This is a genomic window from Quyinboa sediminis, from assembly GCF_042219855.1.
Classification (GTDB): domain Bacteria; phylum Bacteroidota; class Bacteroidia; order Bacteroidales; family UBA5342; genus JBHJHP01.
Genome location: NZ_JBHJHP010000002.1, coordinates 324,893 through 351,002 on the forward strand (window position 1 = coordinate 324,893; position 26,110 = coordinate 351,002).

Consider the following 26,110-nt stretch of genomic DNA (forward strand, 5'->3'; position numbering starts at 1 on the left):
GATGAGATTACTTCGTCACAAAATGAAATTCATTTGCTGTAGGTAATAGTATGTTCCTCGTGATGACGATTGCATATAACGTCATCTCAAGCGGAGCGCGGCGATCTCATTTTTAATAAATAAATGGAAAGAGGCGGGTACGTTTATATTTTAACAAATAAAAATAATAAGGTACTTTACACTGGAGTTACTTCAGATTTATCGAAAAGAATATTCGAACACAAGAACAAACTTTATATTACATCATTTGCATCACGATACAATATTAGCAAATTGGTATATTTTAAAGGTTTTACTTCTATGGAGGAAGCTATTTTTGAGGAAAAGAGAATTAAATCCGGATCAAGAATTAAAAAAATTAAATTAATTGAATCTTTAAATCCGGAATGGGAAGATCTTTCTAATCAATTTGAATGAGATTATTTCTCCGTAAACTGACGGATCGTAATGACGTACAAATTCAGACGTCATTGCGATGACGACAAAGGAGGAAGATGCAATCTCTTAAACAAAGAATTATACTTAAAAAATGAGATTACTTCGTCACAAAATGAAATTCATTTGCTGTAGGTAATAGTATGTTCCTCGTGATGACGAATAAATTGAAAGTAAATTTTAAATGAATAATAAACAAACATTTGGAATAATCGGAGGAGGCATGTTGGGTATGACTTTGGCATTCCGTCTTACTCAAGAAGGTTATAAAGTCACTCTGTTTGATGCTGCACCCAGTTTCGGAGGTCTTGCAAGTGCCTGGAATACTGACGGTATGACATGGGATAAATTCTATCATGTTATTCTTTTATCAGATAGCTATACCCGAAATCTTTTAAAGGACTTGGATCTTGATAAAGACATGAAATGGGTAGAAACAAAGACAGGTTTCTACACAAACGGGAAATTATATTCCATGTCGAACACGTTTGAATTTTTAAAGTTCCCTCCGCTAAATATAATAGATAAGCTTAGATTGGGTGGAACTATTTTCTATACTTCAAAGATGAAGAACTGGAAGAAGCTGGAAAAAATTACAGTGGAAAAATTCCTGCGACGTTTATCCGGGAAAAAAACTTTTGAAAAAATATGGCTGCCGCTTTTACGGGCAAAATTAGGTGACACCTATAAAAAAACTTCTGCAGCTTTCATATGGGCAACAATCCAACGTATGTATTCCGCAAGAAAAAGCGGGCTGAAAAAGGAAATGTTTGGATATTTACCCGGTGGTTATGCAAGAATACTTGAAGTTTTTAGTTCAAAGTTAAAAGAATCAGGAGTGGTACTAAACTCAGGATTCCGAGCAAAAACTATTTACAGAAGCGAAAATAATGTAAATATTGAGTTTTCAGACGGATCAAAGTTCAAATTTGATAATGTAATAAATACAGTACCCTCATCATTTATACCGGAAATGATTCCTGATCTTAGCCCAGAAGAAATTCAAAAACACAGCGGTATTGAATATCTTGGGGTGATTTGTCCTAATTTAATACTAAAAAAGGCTATATCTCCATATTATGTAACCAACATTACTGATCCGGGAGTTCCTTTTACCGGTGTAATAGAGATGACTGCGTTGGTTAATAAATCAGAACTTAAGAACAAGCATCTGGTATATTTACCAAAGTATGTGCAATCTAACGATCCCTACTTTAACAAATCAGATAAAGAAATTTCAGATCAGTTTATCGATTATTTATTAAAAATGTATCCCCATTTACATCTGAACGATATTGAACATATTGAAATAGCAAGAGCCCGCAATGTATTTGCATTAAACCAATTAAACTACTCTTCTAATCTACCCCCGGTTAAATCTTCAGTTAATGGTTTATATCTGCTTAATTCTGCCCACATAACAAATGGAACTCTCAACGTAAATGAGACTATTCAATTAGCCCAAGAACAACTGAAAGAAATATTAGATGATGTTTTGCAGGAATATCAAGAAGTGTAAAATACCTAAGAGATTAATTTTTGTAAAAGGTGAGTATAAGATTCTGGAATGTGAAAGATGTGATTTCAGATATTCAGAAATAGATCTACCTCTTGAAAAACATTTACAGGCTGTGTATAGCGACGATTATTTTTTTGGTGGCAAAGATGGCTACCCTGATTATTTTGAAGAGGAAGCCAATATCATCAAAGAAGGTGAATTTTATGCCAATATACTAGGTAAATACAGAACCCCTGGTAGAATGATGGATATTGGTGCAGCTGCCGGATTTGTCATGCAGGGATTTTCGAATAAGGGGTGGGAAGTATTTGGCATAGAACCAAATAAGACGATGACTGATTACGGAATCAGGGAGTTAAATCTTAAAATTATAAACGACAGCTTTGAAAACTTTGATTTCAGAGGTAAATATGATTTGGTGACTTTGATACAGGTCATAGGCCATTTTTATGACCTTAATGTCGCCATGGAGAAACTGAACGATATTGTCATGCCCGGAGGCTATATACTTGTTGAAAGCTGGGATATGAAGAGTATGTATGCAAAAATTATGGGTAAGAACTGGCACGAATACAGCCCTCCAAGTGTGCTGAACTGGTTTTCCAGATCATCGCTGACCTCATGTTTTGAACAATACGAATTTGAACTCATTGAAACAGGTACCCCTCAAAAGAAAATAAGCCTTAATCATGCTCTGACCTTATTTGAACATAAATATCCGGGTTTAAAATTTGTATCTCACATAATAGATACAATAAAGGGAGAAAAAGATTATAACATGATTTACCCTGCTCTTGATATTTTTTGGAGTATATTCAAAAAGAAATAAAATGACGAAAAAGAAAAAGAAAGCAAGTATCTCTCTTGATTTGGATAACCAATGGTCCTACATGAAGATTCATGGTGATAATGGATGGGAAGATTATCCGTCCTACCTAAACATATTTGTTCCTCATATTCTTAAAGTTCTGGACGAACTAAACCTTAAAATTACATTTTTCATTGTTGGACAGGATGCCGTTTTAAAGAAAAACCAGAAGTTCTTAAAAATGATCACTGATCATGGTCATGAAGTAGGTAATCACTCTTTTCATCATGAATCATGGATTCATAAATACACAAAAGAACAACTTCGTGAAGAGCTAAGATCTGCTGAAGATGCCATTGTATTTGCAACCGGTGAAAAACCTGTTGGCTTCAGGGGCCCAGGTTTTAGCTGGAGTAAAGAGTTACTTGAAGTTTTGAATGAAATGGAATATATTTACGATGCATCAACTTTACCAACGTGGATTGGTCCATTGGCAAGAAGATATTATTTTATGACGGCTAGTTTATCAAAAGAAGAAAAAAAGAACAGAGACGACCTGTTTGGAAATTTTTCAGATGGGAGAAGACCTGTTAAACCATACAGCTGGAAAATAAACGATGTAAAAACGATCCTTGAAATACCGGTTACAACAATTCCAGTACTCCGAATCCCATTTCACTTAAGCTATTTACTCTTCTTAAGCGGTATTTCAAAATTTCTTATGCGTATATATCTTAAAATGGCTGTATTCTTCTGTAAAATTACCAATACTCAGCCAAGTTTTCTGCTTCATCCCTTAGATCTTATTGGAGGTGATCAAATTACGCAACTTACTTTCTTCCCTGGTATGAATATCTCAAGTGATAAGAAGGTGGATGTATTTAAAACAGTGTTTTCTGAATTATCCAAACATTTCGAACTGGTCAACATGAGTAATCATGCGACTTATTTATCTCAAAATAAAAACCTTAAAGAAAAATTATTATAACCAATACTGAACCAAATGGGAACTATAAAAAAACCTTTCATTTCAGTTATACTACCTTGTTACAATGAAGAAGTAATACTGGAGAGTAATCTCACTTTTATTGTTAATTACCTGGAAAATGTATCACAAAAATATGAGTGGGAAATACTGATTGTGAATGATGGCAGTAAAGATAATACGGGCAATATTGCAGATGAAATTGCAAGCAGAAATAATAAAATCCGGGTTGTTCACCATCCGGTTAATCTGAATCTGGGGCATGCATTGCAAACAGGGTTTTCAAATGCTAAAGGAGAAATTATGGTTGTCCTTGATATTGACCTGAGTTATTCCGTTGATCATATCGAAAAAATGGTTGACACTTTAATAGCCACTTGTGCTGATATTGTAGTAGCTTCCCCTTATATGAAAGGAGGAAAAGTTACTGCGGTCCCGTTTTTCAGAAAAATAATGAGCCAGTGGGTTAATATATTTATGAGAATAGCATCTCAGGAAAAATACCATACGTATACCGGTATGGTCAGAGCGTACAGGAGAGAATTCATCCAAAAGCTTAACCTAAAAACGAAAGATTATGAAATTAATCCGGAAATCTTGTATAAAGCCATGATCTTGAGAGCCCGTATCATTGAGATACCTGCACATTTGGACTGGACTGAACAAAATAAACATAAAGGAAACAGAACCTCAAGCATTAGGGTATTGAGAGGTGTATTTTCAGGCATGATGTCCGGGTTTATCTTCAGACCCTATATATTTTTCATAGGAATTGGTACTGTTTTGTTTTTTCTGTCAATGTATCAATTGATATGGCTTTTAGTAGACACACTCAATGGAATGATAGATTTTGCAACTTATATCAGTGAATCCGAAAATGCGTTTTCCTTAAGTCTTGCTCACCAGTTTAATATTCATCCTCAAACTTTCCTGGTTGGAGGTATTACTTTCATAGCTGCAATTCAGTTTTTAAGTCTTGGCTTTTTATCGTTACAAAGCAAAAGATACTTTGAAGAATTATTCCACCTTGGAACCTCTTTTAAAAAATAACTATGAAAAAAAATACATTTACCAAGAATCCATACATTTTATTCTCCCCATTTCTTATCATATATGTTATTTATATCCTAGTAGTTCAACAAAACATTTTTATTGGAGATGAAAACCGGTATATTTATTATGCCCAAAACTTAATTCAAGGTTACTATTCACCACCTCCTCCAGAAATTTGGTTGGATAAAGGACCTGGATATTCAATTCTTTTGGTGCCATTTGTTAAATTGAATATTCCATATTTGTTCATTAAGCTGTTGAATGCAGTATTTCTATACCTATCACTTGTTCTCTTATTTAAGGTTCTTACTAAAATAGCACATAGAATTTTATCTTTGGCTGCATGTGTCTTCTGGGGATTTTATATTAATTCCTTTGAAAACATACAATATATTTTACCTGAAACATTCTCAACATTTTTAGTTGTTCTGTTTATTTTTCTAAATATAAACCTATTCAATAAAAAAAAGATATCCTATTTAAGACTGACGTTCTCCGGATTTATACTTGGCTTTCTTGCTCTAACTAAAGTTATTTTTAGTTATGTTATTGTCACATTGATTGTTATCTGGATTATACAACTTCTTAGCAGAAAGAATAGTGCACCTAATATCAGAGTTATGCTACTATTAGCTATGTCATTTCTAACACTTTCTCCGTACTTGGTATATACATATACTTTAACAGGTAAGTTTTTTTATCTAAGTAATGTTGGAGGAAATAATCTATATTGGATGTCAACACCCTACGAAAACGAATATGGTAATTGGTTTCCTTTTCATCAGTTAGATATTGATTCAGCGCTCTTACAAGAAAATCCAATTCTCGAAATTAATACAAAATATAATCATAAAAAGGATCACGAATATTTTCTTAAGCTGAAAGGATCAGAACAGGATGAGGCTTATAAGGAAGTTGCAATTCGAAATATAAAGAATCATCCAAAGAAATTCTTAGAAAATTGTTTCAGTAATGCAGGAAGACTTCTGTTTAACTTCCCTTACTCCTATTCTTTTCAAAAGCCTCAAACTTTATTTAGACTCCCATTTAATGGAATAATATCAGTTTTTTCCCTTATATTACTTCTGCCAACAATATTAAACTGGAAGAAAATTCCATTAGATATCAGATTCTTACTGTTATTTACATGTATTTACCTTGGTGGAAGTCTATTGGGAAGCGCTGAAACAAGAATGTTTACCATTATTGTTCCGGTTCTTATATACTGGATAATTTATATGCTAAATAAAACAATTACTTTCAAACTATTGTTTTCAAAGGGAGAACAATAGAAAGTCACTAAATAATAACAGTTAAACCAAAATTATTCAACTATGTCAAATAAAGTTGCTTTTATTACCGGTGTTACGGGTCAGGATGGTGCATACTTAGCAGAATACCTATTAAAAAAAGGTTATATTGTTCATGGGATGAAACGTCGATCTTCATTATTTAATACTGACAGAATAGATCATATTTATCAGGATCCACACGAAACAAACAGAAATTTCATTTTGCATTATGGTGATTTGACGGATTCCATGAATATTACGAGAATCATCCAGGAAATTCAACCAGACGAAATCTACAACCTGGCAGCCATGAGTCATGTAGCTGTAAGTTTTGAAACGCCCGAATACACAGGAAATGCAGATGGATTAGGAACACTTAGAATTCTGGAAGCCGTACGATTACTTGGTTTAGCAAAAAAAACAAGGGTGTACCAGGCTTCAACATCTGAATTATACGGTTTAGTTCAGGAAGTACCACAAAAAGAAACTACACCATTTTATCCCAGATCCCCCTATGCCGTTGCCAAAATGTATGCCTACTGGATAACTGTTAATTATCGTGAAGCATATAATTTACATGCTAGTAATGGTATCTTATTCAATCATGAATCTCCAGTACGAGGTGAAACATTTGTCACCCGAAAAATCACAAGGGCAATTAGTCGAATTGCATTGGGAATGCAGGATAAAGTTTTTATGGGAAATCTCAGTTCTAAAAGAGATTGGGGGCATGCAAAAGATTACATTGTAGCAATGCACCTAATTCTCCAACAAGATCAACCGGACGATTATGTAATCGCGACCGGAATAACAACCAGTATCCGGGAATTTATTACCATGGCTACTAATGAACTTGGTGTAGAAGTAGAATTTAATGGTGAAGGTAAAGACGAAAAAGGTATTTTGACTGGGGTGAATGAAAACACATTCGTTAATGTTGTTGGGGAGGAATTTCTTCAATCAATAAAACAACGAGTGGCTAAGAATGACCAGATCATTGGAGTCGATCCTAAGTATTTCAGACCTACGGAAGTGGATCTATTAATTGGAGACCCATCCAAAGCTCTGGAAAAACTAGGCTGGAAACCAAAATACGACCTTCAGGGATTAGTAAGTGATATGGTCCTATCTGATATTAAATTATTTAAAAAAGATGCATATTTAAAGGCAGGTGGTTTTAATATTTTAAATTATTTTGAATAGAATAAGCATTAATAAGTTCAAAAAAACTTATGCTGAAAAAAAACATCAATCTACTATGGACTGGAGGATGGGATTCAACCTTTCGGTTGTGTCAACTAACAATTTTGAATGAACTTCAAGTTCAGCCATATTATCTCATAGATGAAAAAAGGTTGTCATTACGTAATGAACTTTTAGCTCAAAAAGATATTAAAAAGGAGATATTTTTCAAATTTCCATTCACCCGAGAATTGATATTGCCTACAAAGTTTTATTCCGTTTCTGACTTAAAAGATGATGCTATTATAAACAAAAATTACAATATTTTAAATAATAACGTCGGATTCGGAATACAATATCAATGGTTGGCCACTTTTTGCAAAAAAAATAAACTTTACGATTTGGAACTAAGCTTTGAAAAGGCAGAAAATGGTAAAAAGGGTAATTTTTTGAGACCGTATATGTCTTCATGTATAAAAAATAATTCCGAAACATTCAGAATCTTAGATAATGATGTTAATTCAGCAGTTAATCAATTATTTAAGTATTACTATTGGCCTCTTTGGAATATAACAAGACAGGATATGATAGTTATAGCAAACGACTTTAGTTTTACAAAAATAATGGATCTAACATGGTTTTGCCATACACCTATTAAAGGGAAACCTTGTGGTACATGCAATCCCTGTAAAGATGTCGTAGACTATGGGATGGATTATCGATTAAATAAAAAGGCTAAGCTAAGGTATCATGTTAGGAACCTAAAACCTAGATCCTTAGTACATTTTATTAAAAAATATGTTAATGAGTAATTCAATCAATCAAACTATTAAACTACTCTGGACGGGAGGATGGGATTCAACATATCGCCTTTGCGAGATTCTTCTTTTGCTGAAGAAACCAGTACAACCTATTTATCTCATTGATGAAAACAGAAATTCAACAAGAGAGGAACTTTTAGCCCAATCTCACATAAAGCATACACTTTTCTCAAAATTCCCATTTACGCAATCTTTATTATATAATCCAGAGTATTATTGTGTCTCTGATCTTAGATTTGATAATTACATTAAAAAGAATTATCTCACGGTTAAAAAACAAATAGGTTTGGGTACTCAATATGAGTGGTTGGCGAATTTCTGTAATCAAAATAACATCTCAAATTTAGAACTGGGATTTGAAAAAACCATTGGTAGCAAAAAACATGATTTTCTTAAACAATACTTAACAAAACGGACCGGAATTGATTATGAATCATTTGTTTTAAATCAAAAATATAAGGGTGAACCCTTTTATGAGTTACTTAAGTTTTATGACTGGCCCATCTGGCTTAAAACCAGAAATGAAATGGTAGATATTGCTAAAGCAAATGAATTTAACGACATTCTTCATTTAAGCTGGTTCTGTCACAATCCAATAAAAGGGAAACCTTGCGGCAGGTGTAATCCTTGTAAAGATATTATCTGGTTCGGCTTTAACTACAGACTTCCCCGCTCAGCCAAAATAAGATATTACACCAGATTTTTATCCAAATCACAACTAAAAAAATTTATAAGCCCCAATTTTTAGATGAATATTTCTGAACCAATAAAACTGCTTTGGACGGGAGGTTGGGATTCAACATTCAGATTATGTGAGTTGCTAATTCTTTTTAAGAAATCTGTGCAGCCCTATTATCTTATAGATAATAACAGAAAATCACTCAGAAACGAATTACAGGCTCAAAAGAAAATAAAGGAATTATTAAAAACAAAACAACTTGGAACAGAAGCTGTACTATTACCAACAGTATTTTTTAATACTGATCAACTCAAACAAGATGCTGATATCGATCACCATTTCAACACCCTAATACAGCATGTACACTATGGCATTCAGTATAAATGGCTGGCACAATATTGTAAAGAACAATCTATTACCAATCTTGAATTAAGCGTGGAGAAATCTGTGGGGCATCCGCGATATGAATACTTTAAAAAAAACATAAAGGAAACAATATATCAGAATTTTAATACATATGCAACTACAGTTAATTCATCAAATGCATGTTTTCTCGAAGTATTTAAATATTTTCAAATGCCAATCTTTGACAAAACCAAATCTGATATGAAGATAATTGCAATGCAAAATGAATTTCTTAATATTATGAATGAATCCTGGTTTTGCCATACGCCACATCAAAATAAACCATGTGGTATATGTAACCCATGTAAAGATGCTATTCACTATGGTTTTGAATACAGATTAAATAGAAGAGCACTGTTTAGATATAAATTCAGGCATTTTACATCAAATGAGATAAAAAAACAACTTAAACATTATATTTCCCCAAAAAACAAAAATGGATAAACTAAGTAAAATATATGTTGCCGGACATTTGGGATTGGTTGGATCAGCGATTACAAAAAAATTAAAATCCAAAGGTTATTCAAATCTGGTACTACGTTCAAAAGATGAGTTAAATCTGTTAGATCAAAATGCGGTCAATGAATTTTTTGGTAAGGAGAAACCTGAATATGTAATTCTCGCTGCAGCAAAAGTTGGTGGAATCATTGCAAACAATACCTACCGAGGTCAATTCATTTATGAAAACCTACAGATTCAAAATAATATTATCCACCAATCGTATATTCACAGGGTAAAAAAACTACTTTTTCTTGGGTCAACATGCATTTATCCTAAAAATGCACCACAACCTATGCCTGAAACCTCTTTGCTGACAGATACGCTGGAATATACTAATGAACCGTATGCGATTGCCAAAATAGCCGGTCTGAAGATGTGTGAAGCCTATAACCTGCAATACGGCACAAATTTTATTTCGGTAATGCCTACTAATCTATATGGCCCAAATGATAATTTTAATCTGGAAACCTCTCACGTACTTCCAGCCATGATCCGTAAGATTCACCTGGCAAAATGTCTTAAAGAAAAAAATTGGGATGCCATAAGGGATGACTTTAACAAAAGACCTGTAGAAAATATAAATGGAAGTGCTCCAATGGAAAACATACTGACTGTATTGGATAAATATGGCATAAGAATAGATCCTGATGTGTTAACGCATTCACCTGGCACACTAAATGTTACAGTTACTCTATGGGGTACAGGCAGTCCCTTCAGAGAATTTCTGTGGTCAGAAGATATGGCAGATGCATGTGTATTTCTAATGTTGAACCGGGACTTCAAAGATGTAATTAATTCAGTTGAATATACAAATAAAAACGAAATAGTTAACACACATATTAATATTGGAACGGGAGTAGAAATTTCCATTAAAAGTCTTGCCGATACTATTCAAAGAGAAATAGGATTTGATGGTATTATTAAATGGGACAATACAAAGCCAGATGGAACAATGCGAAAATTAACTGATCCTTCAAAATTACATCAGCTCGGGTGGCATCACAAAATTGAGCTTGATGAAGGTATTAGTCTAATGTACTCTGCGTATTTGAAACCTTAATTTTGTTAGATTTTATCATGAACCTTTTCAAATTAAACAAACATTAAGTTCTCATTCAATGCTGAATATAAAAATGTAATCTAAATTAACTGTATACTATTAATAAAATATCTGCATTTTTATTTTTGTGATTTTCATTGCAGTATCTCAATATTATAAAAGAACACAAGTCGTCTAGGATTTATATATTTCAAGACGTAAAAAATAAATAAGGCTGTCCATGTGGACAGCCTTATTTATTTGATATTATATGAAATGTTAAAAGAACATATCAACTTCAATTTGAAAATTGGATGTTAAATAAAATGCAATACCAATATTACCAATTACTTACCTTAACAATTTCTTTAGTAATTGCCTCTTTCTCTGTTATTACTTTAACAATGTAAATACCGTCATCCAGATAATCCAGTCTAAATTCAATATTAAGTTGATCTTTAACATTCCTGAATGATTGAACTCCAACAACATTACCACCTAAATCGTAAATATAAACATTTATAACATCTGCAAATGCCACTCTTATATTGACATTAAAATGCCCCACGAAGGGATTAGGATATATTTTTGTATTTAGTAATGTATCACTGTAGAGTGAACTTTCATCCGTTGAATTTAGCTTAACTGTTTTATTTACTGTGTGATTGATTGAGACTGTTCCATCTGAACTCTGGATAGGTGTACCATTATCTGTTACCCGAACGATGAGATTTGAGCTGATATTTGAATTAGGATCATAACCTGGTGTGGTGTAAAGATTTCCATTAATTGGACTAATCCAGAAATTACCACTTTCATTACCAGAAACTATTTTATAAGTTAAACTCTGACCTAAATCAGGATCAGTTGCCTTTACTGTTCCAATAAAACCACCTGGTTCAGTATATCCAATTGTAAAAGTTTGATTCAGTATAACTGGAGCATTATTACCGGAAATTGTGTGTACGATTGATATACTTGCACTGGATAACTTAACCGGAGTTCCATTATCTTTAACCTGAACTGTTATTACTCCACTAATATTAACAATTGAGCTGTAACTTGGTGTAGTATACAAATTTCCATTTATAGGGCTGATCCAGAAATTACCGTCATCATTTCCAGCAATAATTTCATAAGAAAGCGATTGACCGTCGTTGGGATCACTTGCTTTAACTTTACCAATAAATCCACCCGGCTCCAGATATCCTACAGTAAATAGTTGATCGTTAATCACAGGAGCTACATTTAGTGATATAGTATGGTTCAAAACAACTTCAGCACTTGAACTTTTTAGCGGAGTACCGTTATCAGTAACTTCAACCAATAAAGATCCACTTAAATTTACGGAACTGTTATAATTGGAAGTGGTATATAAATTCCCGTTCTTGGGGCTTATCCAGAAATTACCAGATGCATTGCCGGATATTATTTTATATGATAAAGCTTGTCCTTCGGGATCGCTGGCCTGAACAGTTCCGATAAAACCTGTCGGCTCAACATAACCAAATGTAAATGTTTGATTGCTAATTACAGGGGCTAAATTTCCGGTTGTATGATCAATAATAACATTAGCATCTGCAGTCTTCACGGGTGAACCATTATCTGTAACGCGGATTGTTAAAGTGCCACTTAGATTTTCTGATGTGGAATAATTTGATGTGGTATACAAGTTTCCATTAATTGGACTAATCCAGAAATAGCCTAAGTCATTACCTGATATTATTTTATAACTTAACGTTTGCCCGGCATCCAGTTCTTCAGCAATAACTGTACCAATATAATTACCTGGCTCAATATAACTTATTGTGAAAGTCTGGTCTTCAATTAATGGTGATTGATTACCAACATTGGACTGATCAATTGTTATTACTGCTTGCGAACTTTTCACAGGTGTTCCATTATCTGTAACCTGAACACTTAGAAGACCACTAATATTTGAATTTGGATCGTAACTGGATGTTGTATATAAATTCCCATTAACCGGACTTATCCAAAAATTTCCATCGTCATTACCTGATAAAATTTTATATGAAAGAGACTGCCCTGCGTCCGGATCATCTGCTTTTACGGTACCGATAAATCCTGCTGGATCAACATAGCCAATATTAAATACCTGTGGCTCAATAACAGGTGATTGATTGTCTAAGGCAAAATGTTCAATTGTAATAATTGCATTTGAACTTAATTGGGGGGTTCCATTATCCGTAACGGTTACAACTAAAGAGCCTGACAGATTAACCGATGGATTATAACTTGGTGTCGTATACAGATTTCCGCTTAACGAACTTATCCAGAAATTTCCAGATTCGTTTCCTGAATAAATTTTGTAATTAATGCTCTGATCTGTATTAGGATCACTAGCAATCACTTTCCCAATAAAACCTCCAGCACTAATTTCACCAATACTAAATGTTTGATCAAATACAACCGGATTTAAATTTCCTGCATCGGGGTTTGATGCTGATAATTGGTGAACTATGCTAATCTCGGCTCTTGTAGATAAAGCTGGACTTCCATTGTCTGTAACCTCAACAGTTAACATCCCTGATAAATCGACATTTGAATCATAACTGGATGTAGTATATAGGTTTCCATTACTGGGACTTATCCAAAAATACCCTTTATCATTTCCAGCCACTATTTTATAAGATATGGTCTGTTGGGAATTTGGATCTGTGGCCAGTACTTTACCTATAAAACCTCCTGGCTCAACATTACCGATTGTAAACGTTTGGTTTGCAATAGCAGGTGCAGTATTCGTTACAGAGGATATAATATCATCATGAATAAGAATAACAGAAGAAAAAGGGGCAAGAGTTACACTTTGGCTATACCTTTGCAATTTAACATCTACAGCTCCGGAAGTAATAGGAATTGTCTTATTTTCATTTGATGCGTTGTATAATAATTCAACTTGATTAAGATCCTTTACTGAAACCGGTGTAATTTTTGAGTTTTTCTCATGTCCGGTAAATAAACTCCATTCTGCTAGGGATCTATAAGCTCCTCCACCAGCACCTGTGTTTAAAAATACCTGCGTCTCATCTGCAGGTTTACAATAATAATTATTATTAAAATAACCCCAACCTGCGATATCATTTACAGCCGTTTCACCTTTTAAATCCTGAACCCAGTAATGTAATCCTAACTGATCAAAATCCTTTGCAAATAATATATTATTGGTAAATGTAACATCACTTATTGGGTCCTGAACTGCACGATGACTTAATCTAATTTGTGCTAAATTATCATAAAAGGTATTATCCGAAATAATCATATTGTGCGAGTTAAGACATGCAATACCAGAATAACCACAATTCCAAACCGTATTATTTCTAACCTCCGCAGCACCAGATCCTCCATCAAAAAAAATCCCAGCGGCCTGATTAGTACCTGTATTGTTCTTGCTTGCACCACTTGGCCCCATTCCAATACCATTTAATACAATATTACTTATTACTTTTCTGTTTGAATACCTGTTTTTTGGCACATCAGTATATAATCCGTGATAGGTATAAATACCTCCTCCATCGTCAAGCAGGAAGCAAAAATTGTTGATATAGTTTTTCTCAATTAATACGTTGCTTCCATTAAAAAGTATCGGAGAATAACCGGTATTTTCAATTCTGTTAAATTGCACCTTACTGTTGTCGCATAAAACTCTTATGCCAATGGACTGGACGTCCCCCATCCCAGGAAATAACCCGGTATTTGATATCGTATTATTATTAATTGTTGCGTAAGGTTCTCCTTTATCAATATCAACTGCAAAATTATTGGAGTAATTTATAACATTATTAATAATTGAAAAGTTTCTACAACTTTGACCTCGAATTGCAGAAATTTCTGTATCTTCAATTTCGCAATTTTGAATAGTTATGTCATTGCTTACATATCCATAAAACCCATACCGGTTTGCACCTTCAAATTTAATATTTTCAAATGTGGTATAATTTTTCAAATTAGAATAGACAATATCATTTATTATACTGGCTTTAACAGTATGACTGGATGGGAATTCATTCCCAAAATAAACATACAAATAGCTTCCGTCGTAATACCACTCACCTAACTGGTCTAATGTTCTGATATCATTTTGTATAAAATATCCAAAATCATCATGTCTGGGTTCATATGATATAACACCTCCATAATAAATATCAGTTCCGTTATGAGATATAATTGGTAATTTATCAATCGTCCACCTTGAAGAGACGATAACCAACTCTGCACCAGTCCAGTTTGGACTTGCTGACAACTCATTATCCGTTATGGATGTTTTACTATTGTGACTTTCAAAATATAGATATTTGTCATTTGGATACCTTCCTTTGGGTTTTATCTTACCATCAAACTCTACAATTTTCAACCCGGGAACATTTCCAATGAATGTCCTGTAAATACCGGTTGAATAATTGCTCCACGACGTTAATGTTTTATACCCTGAGAGTACAGGCAATTTTCCTGAACCATATGCTCCATATATAATCCGACTACCAGACGTCCCTGAAGCACTAAGCTTAAGGCTTCCTGTAAAAATATCCCCCCGATTAAACAATACCTTATCTCCTGGATTTAGACCAACAGAATTAACCTTTGAAATGGTCCTCCAGGCACTTGTTTCTGATAAACCACTGGCACCATCATTACCATTTTCACTTACATAATAAGTTGTTGAATAAAGATTAAAAAATAGAAAAACGAAAGCTGAAACTATAAAACTCCTCTTTAAATAATATTTTTTTGAGGTTTTGACTGTAAACTCGTGCATAAATGTTAATTGTCTAAATAAAATGATAACTTCAATTCTAAAAACACTCTTAGAAGATATTAACTTCAAATTAATTGGGGAAAGCTAAATTCATAACTTCACCACAGTGACAATTAATTATATAAATACCCGTAATAGTTCACCTGGAAAAATACATTTTTTACACTTTTTAAGATGAACAGCTAATATGTTAAAATCAATAATAGGTTAAAGTGGTAATTTGGGAAACTCGTATTTCATATCCTTCTCCTGGATGTAGAGTTTTTATCGAATTATTAAATTCTGAATTGTTTATTTTTTCAATTGCTCTTCCATACTGATCCTTAAACTTAATTAATGTATTGTTATTCAAATACTTACCCACAATCTCATTGACATCTTTACTGTAATAATATGGAAATGGTAAAATATTCCAACCTTCATTCAGATTAATTGTCATTGGATAATTTGGTTGTGATCCTGTTAACATAAGACTACAGTTATCTTTAACATTTACTTTCACTGAAAGAATACCCTTACCTGGATCTATGTTATTTTTCCATCCCTCATTTGGAACAAATTCGAGCGTATTACCGTTTTGATCCTGAACCTGAATCAAAAGATCATTCTCAATTAACGGTAAAAACACTTCGAAGATATTACTATTTGCAGGAATCAGATATGATGAAATTATATTCCAGCCCTTTTTTAGATCAATTACTTGTTTTAAAGTATCAGATTCTGACTTAAATAAGAATACAGACGAGAACGGCATTAAGAGTATATTCTTATCAAATATTCTTTTTTTTGAATCGATCATTTGTACGTAGGGTAGTGGAAAATTCTCACTTATATTTTGAGTATTATAGACGAAGTAATACGCTAATGGCTCTTTAACTGGTAAACTCGCAATTGACTGTTTTTCATCGCTAATTAAATTGCTCCATTCCTTTATGTTGTAATCAACTGCATGTCCCCAACCATTTAATGAAACTGTAAATTTGGGATTATTATCCTTTAATGAATAGTAAATGTTATTATCAAAACTCCCGATGCTATTAAAAACATCTTCAACGGTTACATAAAAAACCGATCTTTGCATTGTATTATAAGATATTAGACAATTATTCTTAAAAATCACATTTCTTATCGGCATAGTTGGAACTCTACTTCCATGGTTTATATATAATTGATATTTATTATTTAGTAAAAGATTATTCTCAACTGTTATATTCTGATTGTTATGTAAATACAATCCACCATATGAACAATTGTATACAGTATTGTTTAATACCTTAGTATAGTCCGTTGCATCATCCAGATATATTCCAAATGCTGCACTTTCTCTATCTTTTGTACCATCTGAGGCACCTATACCGTTTAATACTATATTTCCATCTATAAGAAAATCATCATTATCATCGGCCTGTGATCCAGAATATGTATAAATCCCTGCACCATCATCCAATACAGTGCAAAATGTATCGATATAATTTTTTATTATCTTTATATTATCGCCTATAAATGATATCGGATTAAATCCTGTATTAATAATTGTATTTCCCTTAATTACAAGTCCATCTGTTTGCCATGTTGCAATAGCACCATATTTACCATCTTCCTTTTTCATCCCTGGAATCATACCACTGTTATTTATATAGTTATTCTCAAGTACCGCATTACTAAATTCATCGTACAGAATTATTGGACATGTATTAGTATTAGAAATTGTACAGTTTTTCACAACCAACCTATCAGATGATGCCCCCCAGTTAGAACCTCCATAAACGACATAATTTCCAGAAAAGTTTACATCACAATCTTTTATGCTAATATTATTTGAACTGTTTATTGTAAATACCTGTTCGTTGTATCCAACTATATTCAGATTTAAAAATTCTACAAACTTCTTGTACCTTAATAATGCGAATGTATCAGTTTTACTGACCTGAACGTTGTATTTATCCGGATCAGATCCACCTGTATAAATATAGAACTCGCCGTTTTTTATATACCATTCTCCAATTTCGTCTAGAGTTTGCAAGTCGTCTGTAATAAAATAGCCATTTGTAGTTGCAAAAGAATAATCAACTGCATCGAAGTTAATTGTATTGTTCGAATGACTATTTATTTTTCTATTCTCAAGTGTAAATCTTGAGGTTTTTAAAACTACAGTAGCTCCAGTCCAGTCTGTGCTACCCGTAAGCTTAGAATCAGTTAATGATGTCTTTGTTGCACTTTCGAAAATCCAATACGAATCATTTGGATGTCTTCCTTTTCTTTGGTTTATACCATCTATTGAAACTACATTAAGAGTGTTTTTTGCCTTAGTATATGCTTTAAAAATACCATTACCTAAACTTTCCCATGAATTTAATCGTTCAAATCCATTGAACTTAGGTTTCGCTCCATATCCATAGGATGAAAATACTATAGGATGTTGCTCAGTACCGCTATTGGGAATAATTATTGTTCCAGAGAATTCATCACCACACCTAAAAAGGATAGAATCTCCAGGATAAAACTTTGAACTATTAATTTTATCCAATGATTTCCATGGTTTTTGAACTGATGTACCCACATTAGTATCATGCCCCATATTACTCAAATAGTAATTTGTACCATGTACATTATCGCAAAGTACAAATAATAAAATTCCCAATATATAATAACAAATATTTTTCATTCCTCTAGCATTTACATTAACACCAACAAATATATGTTAAGTTTTCGTTAATTACAAGTAAAACATATTTTTTAACATGTTGCTTATACAATGTTCCTTGATATTTGTTTTATTTAACTTTTTGCCATTATTTTTGTTATAACGTTATATGTTATCTTAGAAAGATATTTAATTAACGCTATCGTATTATTTAAATTATTTATTGCAATTGTAAATACTACTTTTAAGGTAACATAGGGCATAGAGACACTAATACAATAGAGGAGAATTGTTGTTCTAATTAAATCAACAAAAACAAAATGCAAATTGACAAGAAAAACTATAATTATTACTTTAGGACTAATTATCGGTCTAATAAATACGCAAGCGTCTTACAGTCAGATACAACATTTGCCTGAAGTTTGGTCTTCCTTCAAAGTAGATACAAGAATATGGGAGGATTGGGGAATCTCATATAATCTCGAATACAGAGCTCATCTGAATCAAATGAATGTTAAAGACATTCTATTTGATATAGAAGCTTATGATGACTTAAATAAGTATTTCAAAATAGAATATGCTCATAGATTTTTAAGTTATGGAATATTTGGGACATATAATGGATCATCAACCCTGTTTCAACGTGACGCTTTGGCCCTTACTTTTAAGGAAGAAAAAAAAAGATTCGAATTCAGTTTCCGCACCAGGTTTCAAACAGGTTACTATCAGTTTACGAAGTTTTCTGGAAGTCTTTTCAGTGAATTAACACATAGGAATCGAATGGAAGCTGAGTATAATTTTAAAAAAACACCGCACAAAGGATATATTTCACTTGAAAACTTTGTGAAGATCAAACAAAAGGAATATGAATTTGAAAAATGGAGGTTTAAACTAGGTGATAAGTACAAAATCAATGACTCGGTAAGTGCAGATTTTAGTTACTTTATTGAAAGACCTTTTAACATTAAAAATGCAATAATATATCATGTCTTCAATATTCAGCTTAAAGTTAAATTTGACACATAACATAATTAAACTAGCATTTTTTATAGTTATGCAGGCTTTCCTGATCCCTACATTTTCCCAGAGCCATTGGGAAATGATTATTGATGCAAATGGCACATGGAAATACTACGTTGCAACAGAAACCAACTTACCCGATAAAGACTGGTACAATTATGATTACAATGATACATCCTGGGAAGTGGGGTATGGAGGTATTGGATTTGGTGATGGTGACGATTCAACAATAATTCCTCAATGCCATTCTCTTTATCTACGTAAAGATTTTTTTGTGTCAAATAAAAATAACATTAAAAAGTTATTCCTTGATATTGACTATGATGATGCATTTGTTTTTTATCTGAATGGTAAAGAAATATCACGATCTTCTAATTTAAAAGATTCAATCCCAAATTACAATACTCCTTTAGAAAACGATCACGAAGCAAATATGTATATGGGATACCTCCCAGAAAGACATAAGTTTGATGATTTAGTACTTTATGATGGTAAAAATACAATCGCTGTTCAAATTCTAAACTCCAGTCAGTCTTCCAGTGATCTGACTTCTATCATATATTTACATGGAGAAATTATAAGTGATAATATCATCTATTCCGGTTGTGCAGATTGGTTTACAACACCAATACCTTTTACTTATTCTAATCTACCAATATTTTTAATTAATACTCATAACAATGTAATAACCAACGAACCTAAGGTTTATGCTACCTTAAGAGTTATTAATTACAGTAATGAGATAAATAATATTGATTCGTCACCAAATGAATATTCAGGGTCGATCGGAATTGAATATCGGGGATCGAGCTCAATGCTATACGATAAAAAGAATTATTCCATTGAAACAAGAGATGAACATGGGAATAACTTAAACGTAAGTCTTCTAGGACTACCCGAAGAAAATGACTGGGTACTACACGGTCCCTATGCTGATAAATCCTTAATTCGTAATGCACTAGCATACTACCTTGGAAATTTAACGGACAGATGGAATCCACATACAAAATTTATCGAACTGGTTATTAATGAGAATTATATGGGAGTCTATTTACTTACCGAAAAGATTAAAATCAGTAACAACAGACTTAATCTACACTCACTAAATAATTATGATGTTTTACCGCAGGATATTAGTGGTGGTTTTTTGCTTAAAATTGACAGAGGTGACTATTTCTGGAACTCCCCGTTTGTTTCAAATCCGGCCGATACGAATAAAATAAAAATAAACTTTGTTGAACCGGATAAAAAATCAATAAATAAAAATCAGATAAACTATATTAAAAAGTATGTGACTGATTTTGAATCATCTTTATATAAATCAGTAAACGGATCCGGAGATTATAAAAAATACATTGATGTTCTATCGTTTGTTGACTTTTTTATTGTAAATGAACTTTGTAAAAACGTTGATGCATACAGACTTAGTTCATATATGTATAAAGATAAAAACAAAAAACTTGTAATGGGTCCACTATGGGACTTCAACTTTTCATTGGGTAATGCAAATTTTAATACAGGAGAAAGTGCAGAAGGCTGGATTTATAACTCAGTCTCAAAAAAAGAAATAAATCAGGTTCCATTTTGGTGGGATAAATTCAGACAGGATCCTTACTTCAATAAATTACTTAAAAGAAGGTGGTCAGAGCTTAGAAAATCAGAATTTGCAATAAATAATATTTATAATTACATAGATTCATTGGTTAATATTTTGCAAGAACCCGCCAGACGTAACTTTAGTCACTTTGACGTTATTAATAGAAATATTTGGCCAAATTATTATATTGGTAAAAACTATAACGATGAAATAGAGTATCTAAAAACATGGCTCGCAGATAGAATTCATTGGATTGATGGTGAATTGAATAAAATAGAAGATTTGGATACACTTGATATTAAAGATTATAAACTTTTTGTATATCCAAACCCGACTAATAAAGGAGTCATTTATGTCGATATTTCAGTTTACACGGAACGTGATTTAAAATTTAAGTTGTTTAACAGTGAAGGTCAATTGGTATATACAGAAAAACAAGTATTTAAGCAGGGAAACACAATTCACATAATTCCAGGTGAAACCAGACTAAATAAAGGAGTTTATGTATTAACTATTGAAGTTGATAAAATTGATAAAATTTTCAAAACAATAATAATCTACTAGATATCACAAATATGGTTTATTACCTACATGTATTTTTGTGATTCCCCATTTTTATATTAATCCCATAAAAATCACACTCATTTTGCATAAAAACTCTTTAAATAAATTACCCAACACTTTAAATTTAATCTTTAATTGAATTACAACCTCTTATTTTTAGAAAGTTGACAGTTTATGTAACAGATTAAAAAAATCCGCAAAAGTATTCAATACCTTTGCGGATTTTTCAGCATAATGCTGCTATATTTTTGCTGTTTAATAATAAATCCTTTACGAATTTACTACAGGTTCATTATGATAAACGGCATCTTCATGAACTGTACTTTCTGAATACTTTAACCTTCTGAAAGCATCTCTGACCATTAATCTAAGTCCCAGATTAAACAACAAAAAATAGCTTACAAACTTTTCCCGTGTTCCCCTCTGATCCCAAATAATAAGCTGCCGTTGTTTTTGATTGTAAATCATGATTCTCTTTTTTAATGTTAGCAAAAGTGTTATTCCCTCAATAAAAAAATATGAAATGTTAATGCTAAAAACACATTTAAACCTCAATACTAACTTATAGTTCTTTAAATGTTAATTCAAAGATAAATATAAATTTAATATAAACAAAATATTTTTTTAGTATTACCCAATTCGTTCATACTAAAAGACAATAGATTCAATATAATCGCGTACTTTTTACACTTTAAATTACTTAAAAGTGTTGTAGAACATATCTTTAGTTGGGTTTTATGCGAAATTTCAATATCTGATATCTATTCCCATTCTTGCTAAATGATATGTTTTACAGCATAATTTTATTGATATTCAATTTACATTACCTAAAGTTTATTCTAAATCTAATACTGTTTCTGAGTCATTTTTTAGATTATTTTCGATAACATCCATTAATCTGACAATAACATTTTGTAAGTTACATTTTGTAAGTTACATTTTGTTTGATAAGTTTGTTTGATAAGTTTGTTGTAAAACTATATCACAATGACTGATCAACCAACGAATCCATTTACAACAACTACTTATATTGGCCCAAAGTATTTCTGCGACCGAAAGCACGAATCAGATCTGATACTCAAAAAAGTTAAAAATGGGAGTTCTATTACCTTATTATCAGTGAGAAGAATGGGTAAAACCGGTCTAATACATCACATTAACAACCAATTACCGAATGATGTAATAGGCGTTTATGTTGATATATTAAATACTGAAAACCTGACTGGTTTTCTTAATCAACTTTCATCCGCTTTAATTAATGCATCTGAGAAAAATTTAACAACCGGGAATAAAATTTGGAAATTTATCCGTTCACTAAGGCCAACCATTGGATTCGACAGTCTTACTGGTTCTCCTTACACGTCATTTAATATTCAAAAACAGGAAACTGAAAATAATATCGAAAATATCTTTCAGTTTATCGATACATCAGATCAAAAATATGTAATCGCTATCGATGAATTTCAGCAAATTCTTAATTATCCTGAAGAAAATACAGATGCATGGCTAAGAACTATCATCCAAAAATTAAAAAAACGTCATTTATCTTTGCAGGTAGTCAGCAACATTTAATGATAGATCTGTTCTCACTTCCACAACGTCCTATCTACAGAAGCACGGATATCATCAAATTAAATAAAATTGATCGTACATCCTATTCTGAATTCATTGAAAACCAATTTAAATCATATAACAAAAAAATTAGCCCTGATATCATTCACGAAATATTGGATTGGTGCGATTTACATACATATTTTGTACAGAGCCTTTGCAAACAGGTATTTGCTGCAACCCAAACAGAAGTTACTTTGGAATTATGGAAGCAACAGGCATTATCCATACTTAATGAACAGGAAATCGTATTTTATTCACAACGAAATCTTCTAACAAAAGCACAGTGGCAACTACTAAAAGCCATCGCTTATGAGGATATTGTCTATAAACCTACCGCAATTGATTTTATAAGAAAACACAATCTTGGTTCTTCTGCAACAATATTAAGATCATTAAAAAGCCTGACTGATTATGAACTGATTTATAGTGATTATAATTCTGAGGGGAACAGGTTTTACAGTGTATATGATGTTTGGCTTAAACGATGGATTCATCATTAATAATTGAGCATTACTACATAATTCATATGAAGCAGGCTAACCAATAGCAACGTAGAATCAGACAGAACCATGATATAGCACACTTCCATAAAACCCTAACCTGCGTGTAAGTTTTCTTTGTAGTTTACCTTCACAAGTAGCTTTCTGCAAAACTTTCGTGAATTCATATAATTATAAAAATAAGAGTTTGAGGGCGAGTATTGAGGGAAAAAGCAAGAGCGTGATCACTCTCGTTTTCACGCTCTTGCTTTTTTGTGGGCCCACCTGGGCTCGAACCAGGGACCACCTGATTATGAGTCAGGTGCTCTAACCAACTGAGCTATAGGCCCGTTTAGTAATATTTTATGCTTCAGGTTTTGATTTATACTGACCACCTGTTCCGAATATTCGGTAAAGTCAGTCCCGATAGCTATCGGGATAACCAACTGCCCCGAACATTCGAGGAGAGGCCCTAAATTTTCATTGAAAATTTCGGAGTGCAATATTACAGAATTAGCCCAAATTTACCAAATAAAACATGCACTATTGCTTTGCTAATAACTGAAAATCCAGCTGTTTCTTTTCCAGATTGGCACTGGCGACCTTAATCCTTACCGCATCTCCCAAACGGTATGTCTTATTCGTCCTTCTTCCGGTGATACAATAATTGGCATCATCAAACACGTAAAAATCATCATCCAGGTCACGCAACGGAACCATCCCCTCACATTTATTCTCTTCCAGTTCTACATATATCCCCCATTCGGTAACACCTGAGATAACACCGTCAAACTCCTCTCCAAGCTTATCCTTCATAAACTCTACCTGCTTATATTTTATGGATGAACGTTCGGCCTGAGCAGCCAGTTGTTCCATATCGGAACTGTGCTGACACATGTCCTCATACTGTTCTTCATTTACACTGCGTCCTCCATTCATGTAACGATCCAGAAGCCGGTGAACCATCATATCCGGATAACGCCGTATGGGAGAAGTAAAGTGTGAATAATACTTGAATGCCAGTCCGTAATGCCCGATATTGAATGTAGAATACTCAGCCTTTGCCATGGAACGGATCGCAATAGTTTCAATCAGATTTTGTTCCGATTTACCTTTTACCTTGGTAAGCACCTCATTTAATGAAGCAGATATGCTTTCCTCACTGGCTGCATTAATTTTGTAGCCAAACTTCTTTATAAACTGTCTGAAGGTATCAAATTTATCCGGCAAGGGTTTGTCGTGAATCCTGTAAACAAATGTTTTGGCCTTCTTCCCTTTCGGAACTTTACCAATAAATTCAGCGACAGTCCGGTTTGCCAGCAACATGAATTCCTCTATTAACTGATTGGAATCTTTTGGTTCCTTAAAAAAGACCCGCAATGGTTTACCATGTTCATCAATTTCGAACTTCACTTCAGACCGTTCAAAGTTAATGGCGCCACTGGAAAATCGTTTACTCCTTAATTTCTTAGCAAGACTGTTCAGTATCTTCAACTCCTGTTCAAAATCACCCGGTTTTCCCTCAAGGATATCCTGAGCCTCTTCATATGCAAAACGGCGATCCGAGTTAATAACAGTTCTGCCTATCCAGCTATCTTTCACTTCGGCATTTTCGTCCATTTTGAACACAGCTGAAAAGGTCAGTTTCTCTTCATTGGGCCGCAGGGAACATATGTTATTGGATAAGCGTTCCGGCAGCATCGGAACAACCCTGTCTACCAGATAAACAGATGTTGCTCTTTTATAGGCTTCATTTTCCAGTAAGGTTTTGGGTCGGACATAATGTGTAACATCTGCAATGTGAACGCCAACTTCCCATAAACCATCTTCGAGTTTCTTAATTGAGAGTGCATCATCAAAATCCTTTGCATCCCATGGATCAATAGTAAACGTCGTGGTCTTTCTGAAATCCCGCCGCTTTTTTATTTCCTCCGGGTCAATCTGATCACTGATCTTTTCTGCTGCCTGAATGACTTTTTCGGGATATTTATGCGGCAATCCATATTCAGCAAGGATGGCGTGCATCTCCGCATTGTTATCCCCTACATTACCAAGCACTTCAATAATCTTCCCAATCGGGTTTTTGGCTTTTTGCGGCCAGTCCACTATACGTGCGATAGCTTTTTGTCCCTGCTTTGCTTCACCCAGCTTATCCAGCGGTATAAAAATATCGTATCCCAGGCGTTTGGTATCAGGCACTAAAAAGGCGAAATTATGCGATACCTCCACTACTCCAACAAAATCGTTTTTACCCCGCTTGATGATCTCAACAACTTCACCTTCAGGCAAGCGACGCTTACGTCTGGCATAAACCACCACCTTAACCGTATCGCCGTTCAATGCTTTATTTAAAGCATGATCCGGTATAAACACTTCTTCCCCTCCTTCATCAGGAACCAGATAAGCAGCACCACTTCCATCGCGGGAGAGTGTTCCGGTGACAAAAGCACCCTGATTATTAAGCCTGAATCGACCGGTTGAGATTTCATTTAAATGTCCGGCATCAGCCAGTTCTGTCAGTACAACATTCACCAGTTGCTTTTCAGACATGCGTTTCAGATCCAGCTTTTTAGAAAGCTGCTTATAATTCATAACCTGCTTGGGGGTCTGAATGAATTCATTCATGATTAACCCTGAGAGGTTACGTTTATTGATTTTGGGCTTTTTGCCTTTTTGTTTTGGCATAATGTGTATTTAAT

The 26,110-nt window shown here is 33.4% G+C and carries 19 protein-coding genes and 1 tRNA gene; 15 read left to right on the forward strand and 5 right to left on the reverse strand.

The features are described from left to right. The first annotated feature begins 123 nt into the window (after positions 1-123). The 11 genes from ACE1EF_RS06535 to ACE1EF_RS06585 all read left to right on the forward strand — a co-directional run bounded on the left by ACE1EF_RS06535 (position 124) and on the right by ACE1EF_RS06585 (position 10,740). On the forward strand, positions 124-417 hold the full coding sequence (locus ACE1EF_RS06535; RefSeq protein WP_375719828.1) for a GIY-YIG nuclease family protein: 294 nt from the start codon (positions 124-126) through the stop codon (positions 415-417). Between the two features lie 202 nt (positions 418-619). Next, on the forward strand, positions 620-1,954 hold the full coding sequence (locus ACE1EF_RS06540) for an NAD(P)/FAD-dependent oxidoreductase (RefSeq protein ID WP_375719829.1): 1,335 nt from the start codon (positions 620-622) through the stop codon (positions 1,952-1,954). Then, on the forward strand, positions 1,923-2,783 hold the full coding sequence (locus ACE1EF_RS06545) for a class I SAM-dependent methyltransferase (protein WP_375719830.1): 861 nt from the start codon (positions 1,923-1,925) through the stop codon (positions 2,781-2,783). Before ACE1EF_RS06540 ends, ACE1EF_RS06545 begins: the two co-directional genes overlap by 32 nt. A 1-nt stretch (position 2,784) precedes the next feature. Next, the gene (locus ACE1EF_RS06550; RefSeq protein ID WP_375719831.1) at positions 2,785-3,750 is read left to right on the forward strand and encodes a polysaccharide deacetylase family protein; all 966 of its coding nucleotides are present in this window, start codon (positions 2,785-2,787) and stop codon (positions 3,748-3,750) included. A gap of 15 nt (positions 3,751-3,765) precedes the next feature. Beyond that, a complete protein-coding gene (locus tag ACE1EF_RS06555) occupies positions 3,766-4,797 on the forward strand; it encodes a glycosyltransferase family 2 protein (RefSeq protein WP_375719832.1) in 1,032 nt (343 codons plus the stop codon). Positions 4,798-4,799: 2 nt separating this feature from the next. Then, on the forward strand, positions 4,800-6,092 hold the full coding sequence (locus ACE1EF_RS06560; protein WP_375719833.1) for an ArnT family glycosyltransferase: 1,293 nt from the start codon (positions 4,800-4,802) through the stop codon (positions 6,090-6,092). Between the two features lie 42 nt (positions 6,093-6,134). Then, on the forward strand, positions 6,135-7,295 hold the full coding sequence (gmd, locus tag ACE1EF_RS06565) for a GDP-mannose 4,6-dehydratase (RefSeq protein WP_375719834.1): 1,161 nt from the start codon (positions 6,135-6,137) through the stop codon (positions 7,293-7,295). 104 nt (positions 7,296-7,399) lie between these two features. Beyond that, positions 7,400-8,086 carry a hypothetical protein gene (locus ACE1EF_RS06570; RefSeq protein ID WP_375719835.1) on the forward strand — a complete coding sequence of 229 codons (687 nt, stop codon included), beginning with the start codon at positions 7,400-7,402 and terminating at the stop codon, positions 8,084-8,086. After that, positions 8,079-8,843 carry a hypothetical protein gene (locus ACE1EF_RS06575; protein ID WP_375719836.1) on the forward strand — a complete coding sequence of 255 codons (765 nt, stop codon included), beginning with the start codon at positions 8,079-8,081 and terminating at the stop codon, positions 8,841-8,843. The genes ACE1EF_RS06570 and ACE1EF_RS06575 overlap by 8 nt, the downstream gene beginning before the upstream one ends. Continuing rightward, the gene (locus ACE1EF_RS06580; RefSeq protein WP_375719837.1) at positions 8,844-9,623 is read left to right on the forward strand and encodes a hypothetical protein; all 780 of its coding nucleotides are present in this window, start codon (positions 8,844-8,846) and stop codon (positions 9,621-9,623) included. Further along, positions 9,616-10,740, forward strand: coding sequence for a GDP-L-fucose synthase family protein (locus tag ACE1EF_RS06585; RefSeq protein WP_375719838.1), 1,125 nt, complete (start codon positions 9,616-9,618; stop codon positions 10,738-10,740). Before ACE1EF_RS06580 ends, ACE1EF_RS06585 begins: the two co-directional genes overlap by 8 nt. 319 nt (positions 10,741-11,059) lie before the next feature. Here the strand turns inward: ACE1EF_RS06585 and ACE1EF_RS06590 are convergent, their stop codons facing one another. Both ACE1EF_RS06590 and ACE1EF_RS06595 read right to left on the reverse strand, forming a co-directional pair. Further along, a complete protein-coding gene (locus ACE1EF_RS06590; RefSeq protein ID WP_375719839.1) occupies positions 11,060-15,493 on the reverse strand; it encodes a cadherin domain-containing protein in 4,434 nt (1,477 codons plus the stop codon). 196 nt (positions 15,494-15,689) lie between these two features. Beyond that, entirely contained in the window at positions 15,690-18,158 is a 2,469-nt protein-coding gene (locus tag ACE1EF_RS06595; protein WP_375719840.1) for a right-handed parallel beta-helix repeat-containing protein, read from the reverse strand. Positions 18,159-18,464: 306 nt separating this feature from the next. Between ACE1EF_RS06595 and ACE1EF_RS06600 the strand changes: the two genes are divergently transcribed. Together ACE1EF_RS06600 and ACE1EF_RS06605 are read left to right on the forward strand one after the other, a co-directional pair. After that, entirely contained in the window at positions 18,465-19,163 is a 699-nt protein-coding gene (locus ACE1EF_RS06600) for a DUF2490 domain-containing protein (protein WP_375719841.1), read from the forward strand. Beyond that, the gene (locus ACE1EF_RS06605; protein WP_375719842.1) at positions 19,123-21,318 is read left to right on the forward strand and encodes a CotH kinase family protein; all 2,196 of its coding nucleotides are present in this window, start codon (positions 19,123-19,125) and stop codon (positions 21,316-21,318) included. The genes ACE1EF_RS06600 and ACE1EF_RS06605 overlap by 41 nt, the downstream gene beginning before the upstream one ends. A 270-nt stretch (positions 21,319-21,588) precedes the next feature. On the opposite strand, the gene ACE1EF_RS06610 is transcribed toward ACE1EF_RS06605, so the two are convergent. Then, complete coding sequence (locus tag ACE1EF_RS06610; protein WP_375719843.1) at positions 21,589-21,786, reverse strand: hypothetical protein; 198 nt, start codon at positions 21,784-21,786, stop codon at positions 21,589-21,591. Positions 21,787-22,305: 519 nt separating this feature from the next. Between ACE1EF_RS06610 and ACE1EF_RS06615 the strand changes: the two genes are divergently transcribed. Together ACE1EF_RS06615 and ACE1EF_RS06620 are read left to right on the forward strand one after the other, a co-directional pair. Then, the gene (locus tag ACE1EF_RS06615; protein WP_375719844.1) at positions 22,306-22,890 is read left to right on the forward strand and encodes an ATP-binding protein; all 585 of its coding nucleotides are present in this window, start codon (positions 22,306-22,308) and stop codon (positions 22,888-22,890) included. Further along, complete coding sequence (locus ACE1EF_RS06620; protein WP_375719845.1) at positions 22,821-23,432, forward strand: ATP-binding protein; 612 nt, start codon at positions 22,821-22,823, stop codon at positions 23,430-23,432. Before ACE1EF_RS06615 ends, ACE1EF_RS06620 begins: the two co-directional genes overlap by 70 nt. 255 nt (positions 23,433-23,687) lie before the next feature. On the opposite strand, the gene ACE1EF_RS06625 is transcribed toward ACE1EF_RS06620, so the two are convergent. Both ACE1EF_RS06625 and rnr read right to left on the reverse strand, forming a co-directional pair. Further along, a tRNA-Ile gene (locus ACE1EF_RS06625) sits at positions 23,688-23,761 on the reverse strand. 193 nt (positions 23,762-23,954) lie between these two features. After that, positions 23,955-26,096 (reverse strand): ribonuclease R, encoded by a 2,142-nt coding sequence (gene rnr, locus ACE1EF_RS06630; protein WP_375719846.1) that lies wholly within the window; start codon positions 26,094-26,096, stop codon positions 23,955-23,957. Positions 26,097-26,110 lie beyond the last annotated feature (14 nt).

Bases quoted from the DNA above. Each gene is read 5' to 3' on its own strand.
- ACE1EF_RS06535 (WP_375719828.1), top strand. From the start codon at position 124: ATGGAAAGAGGCGGGTACGTTTATATTTTAACAAATAAAAATAATAAG.
- ACE1EF_RS06620 (WP_375719845.1), top strand. From the start codon at position 22,821: ATGGCTAAGAACTATCATCCAAAAATTAAAAAAACGTCATTTATCTTT.
- ACE1EF_RS06605 (WP_375719842.1), top strand. From the start codon at position 19,123: ATGTCTTCAATATTCAGCTTAAAGTTAAATTTGACACATAACATAATT.
- ACE1EF_RS06585 (WP_375719838.1), top strand. From the start codon at position 9,616: ATGGATAAACTAAGTAAAATATATGTTGCCGGACATTTGGGATTGGTT.
- ACE1EF_RS06550 (WP_375719831.1), top strand. From the start codon at position 2,785: ATGACGAAAAAGAAAAAGAAAGCAAGTATCTCTCTTGATTTGGATAAC.
- ACE1EF_RS06540 (WP_375719829.1), top strand. From the start codon at position 620: ATGAATAATAAACAAACATTTGGAATAATCGGAGGAGGCATGTTGGGT.
- ACE1EF_RS06595 (WP_375719840.1), bottom strand. From the start codon at position 18,158: ATGAAAAATATTTGTTATTATATATTGGGAATTTTATTATTTGTACTT.
- ACE1EF_RS06590 (WP_375719839.1), bottom strand. From the start codon at position 15,493: ATGCACGAGTTTACAGTCAAAACCTCAAAAAAATATTATTTAAAGAGG.
- ACE1EF_RS06580 (WP_375719837.1), top strand. From the start codon at position 8,844: ATGAATATTTCTGAACCAATAAAACTGCTTTGGACGGGAGGTTGGGAT.
- ACE1EF_RS06615 (WP_375719844.1), top strand. From the start codon at position 22,306: ATGACTGATCAACCAACGAATCCATTTACAACAACTACTTATATTGGC.
- ACE1EF_RS06545 (WP_375719830.1), top strand. From the start codon at position 1,923: ATGATGTTTTGCAGGAATATCAAGAAGTGTAAAATACCTAAGAGATTA.
- gmd (WP_375719834.1), top strand. From the start codon at position 6,135: ATGTCAAATAAAGTTGCTTTTATTACCGGTGTTACGGGTCAGGATGGT.
- rnr (WP_375719846.1), bottom strand. From the start codon at position 26,096: ATGCCAAAACAAAAAGGCAAAAAGCCCAAAATCAATAAACGTAACCTC.
- ACE1EF_RS06555 (WP_375719832.1), top strand. From the start codon at position 3,766: ATGGGAACTATAAAAAAACCTTTCATTTCAGTTATACTACCTTGTTAC.
- ACE1EF_RS06610 (WP_375719843.1), bottom strand. From the start codon at position 21,786: ATGATTTACAATCAAAAACAACGGCAGCTTATTATTTGGGATCAGAGG.
- ACE1EF_RS06560 (WP_375719833.1), top strand. From the start codon at position 4,800: ATGAAAAAAAATACATTTACCAAGAATCCATACATTTTATTCTCCCCA.
- ACE1EF_RS06575 (WP_375719836.1), top strand. From the start codon at position 8,079: ATGAGTAATTCAATCAATCAAACTATTAAACTACTCTGGACGGGAGGA.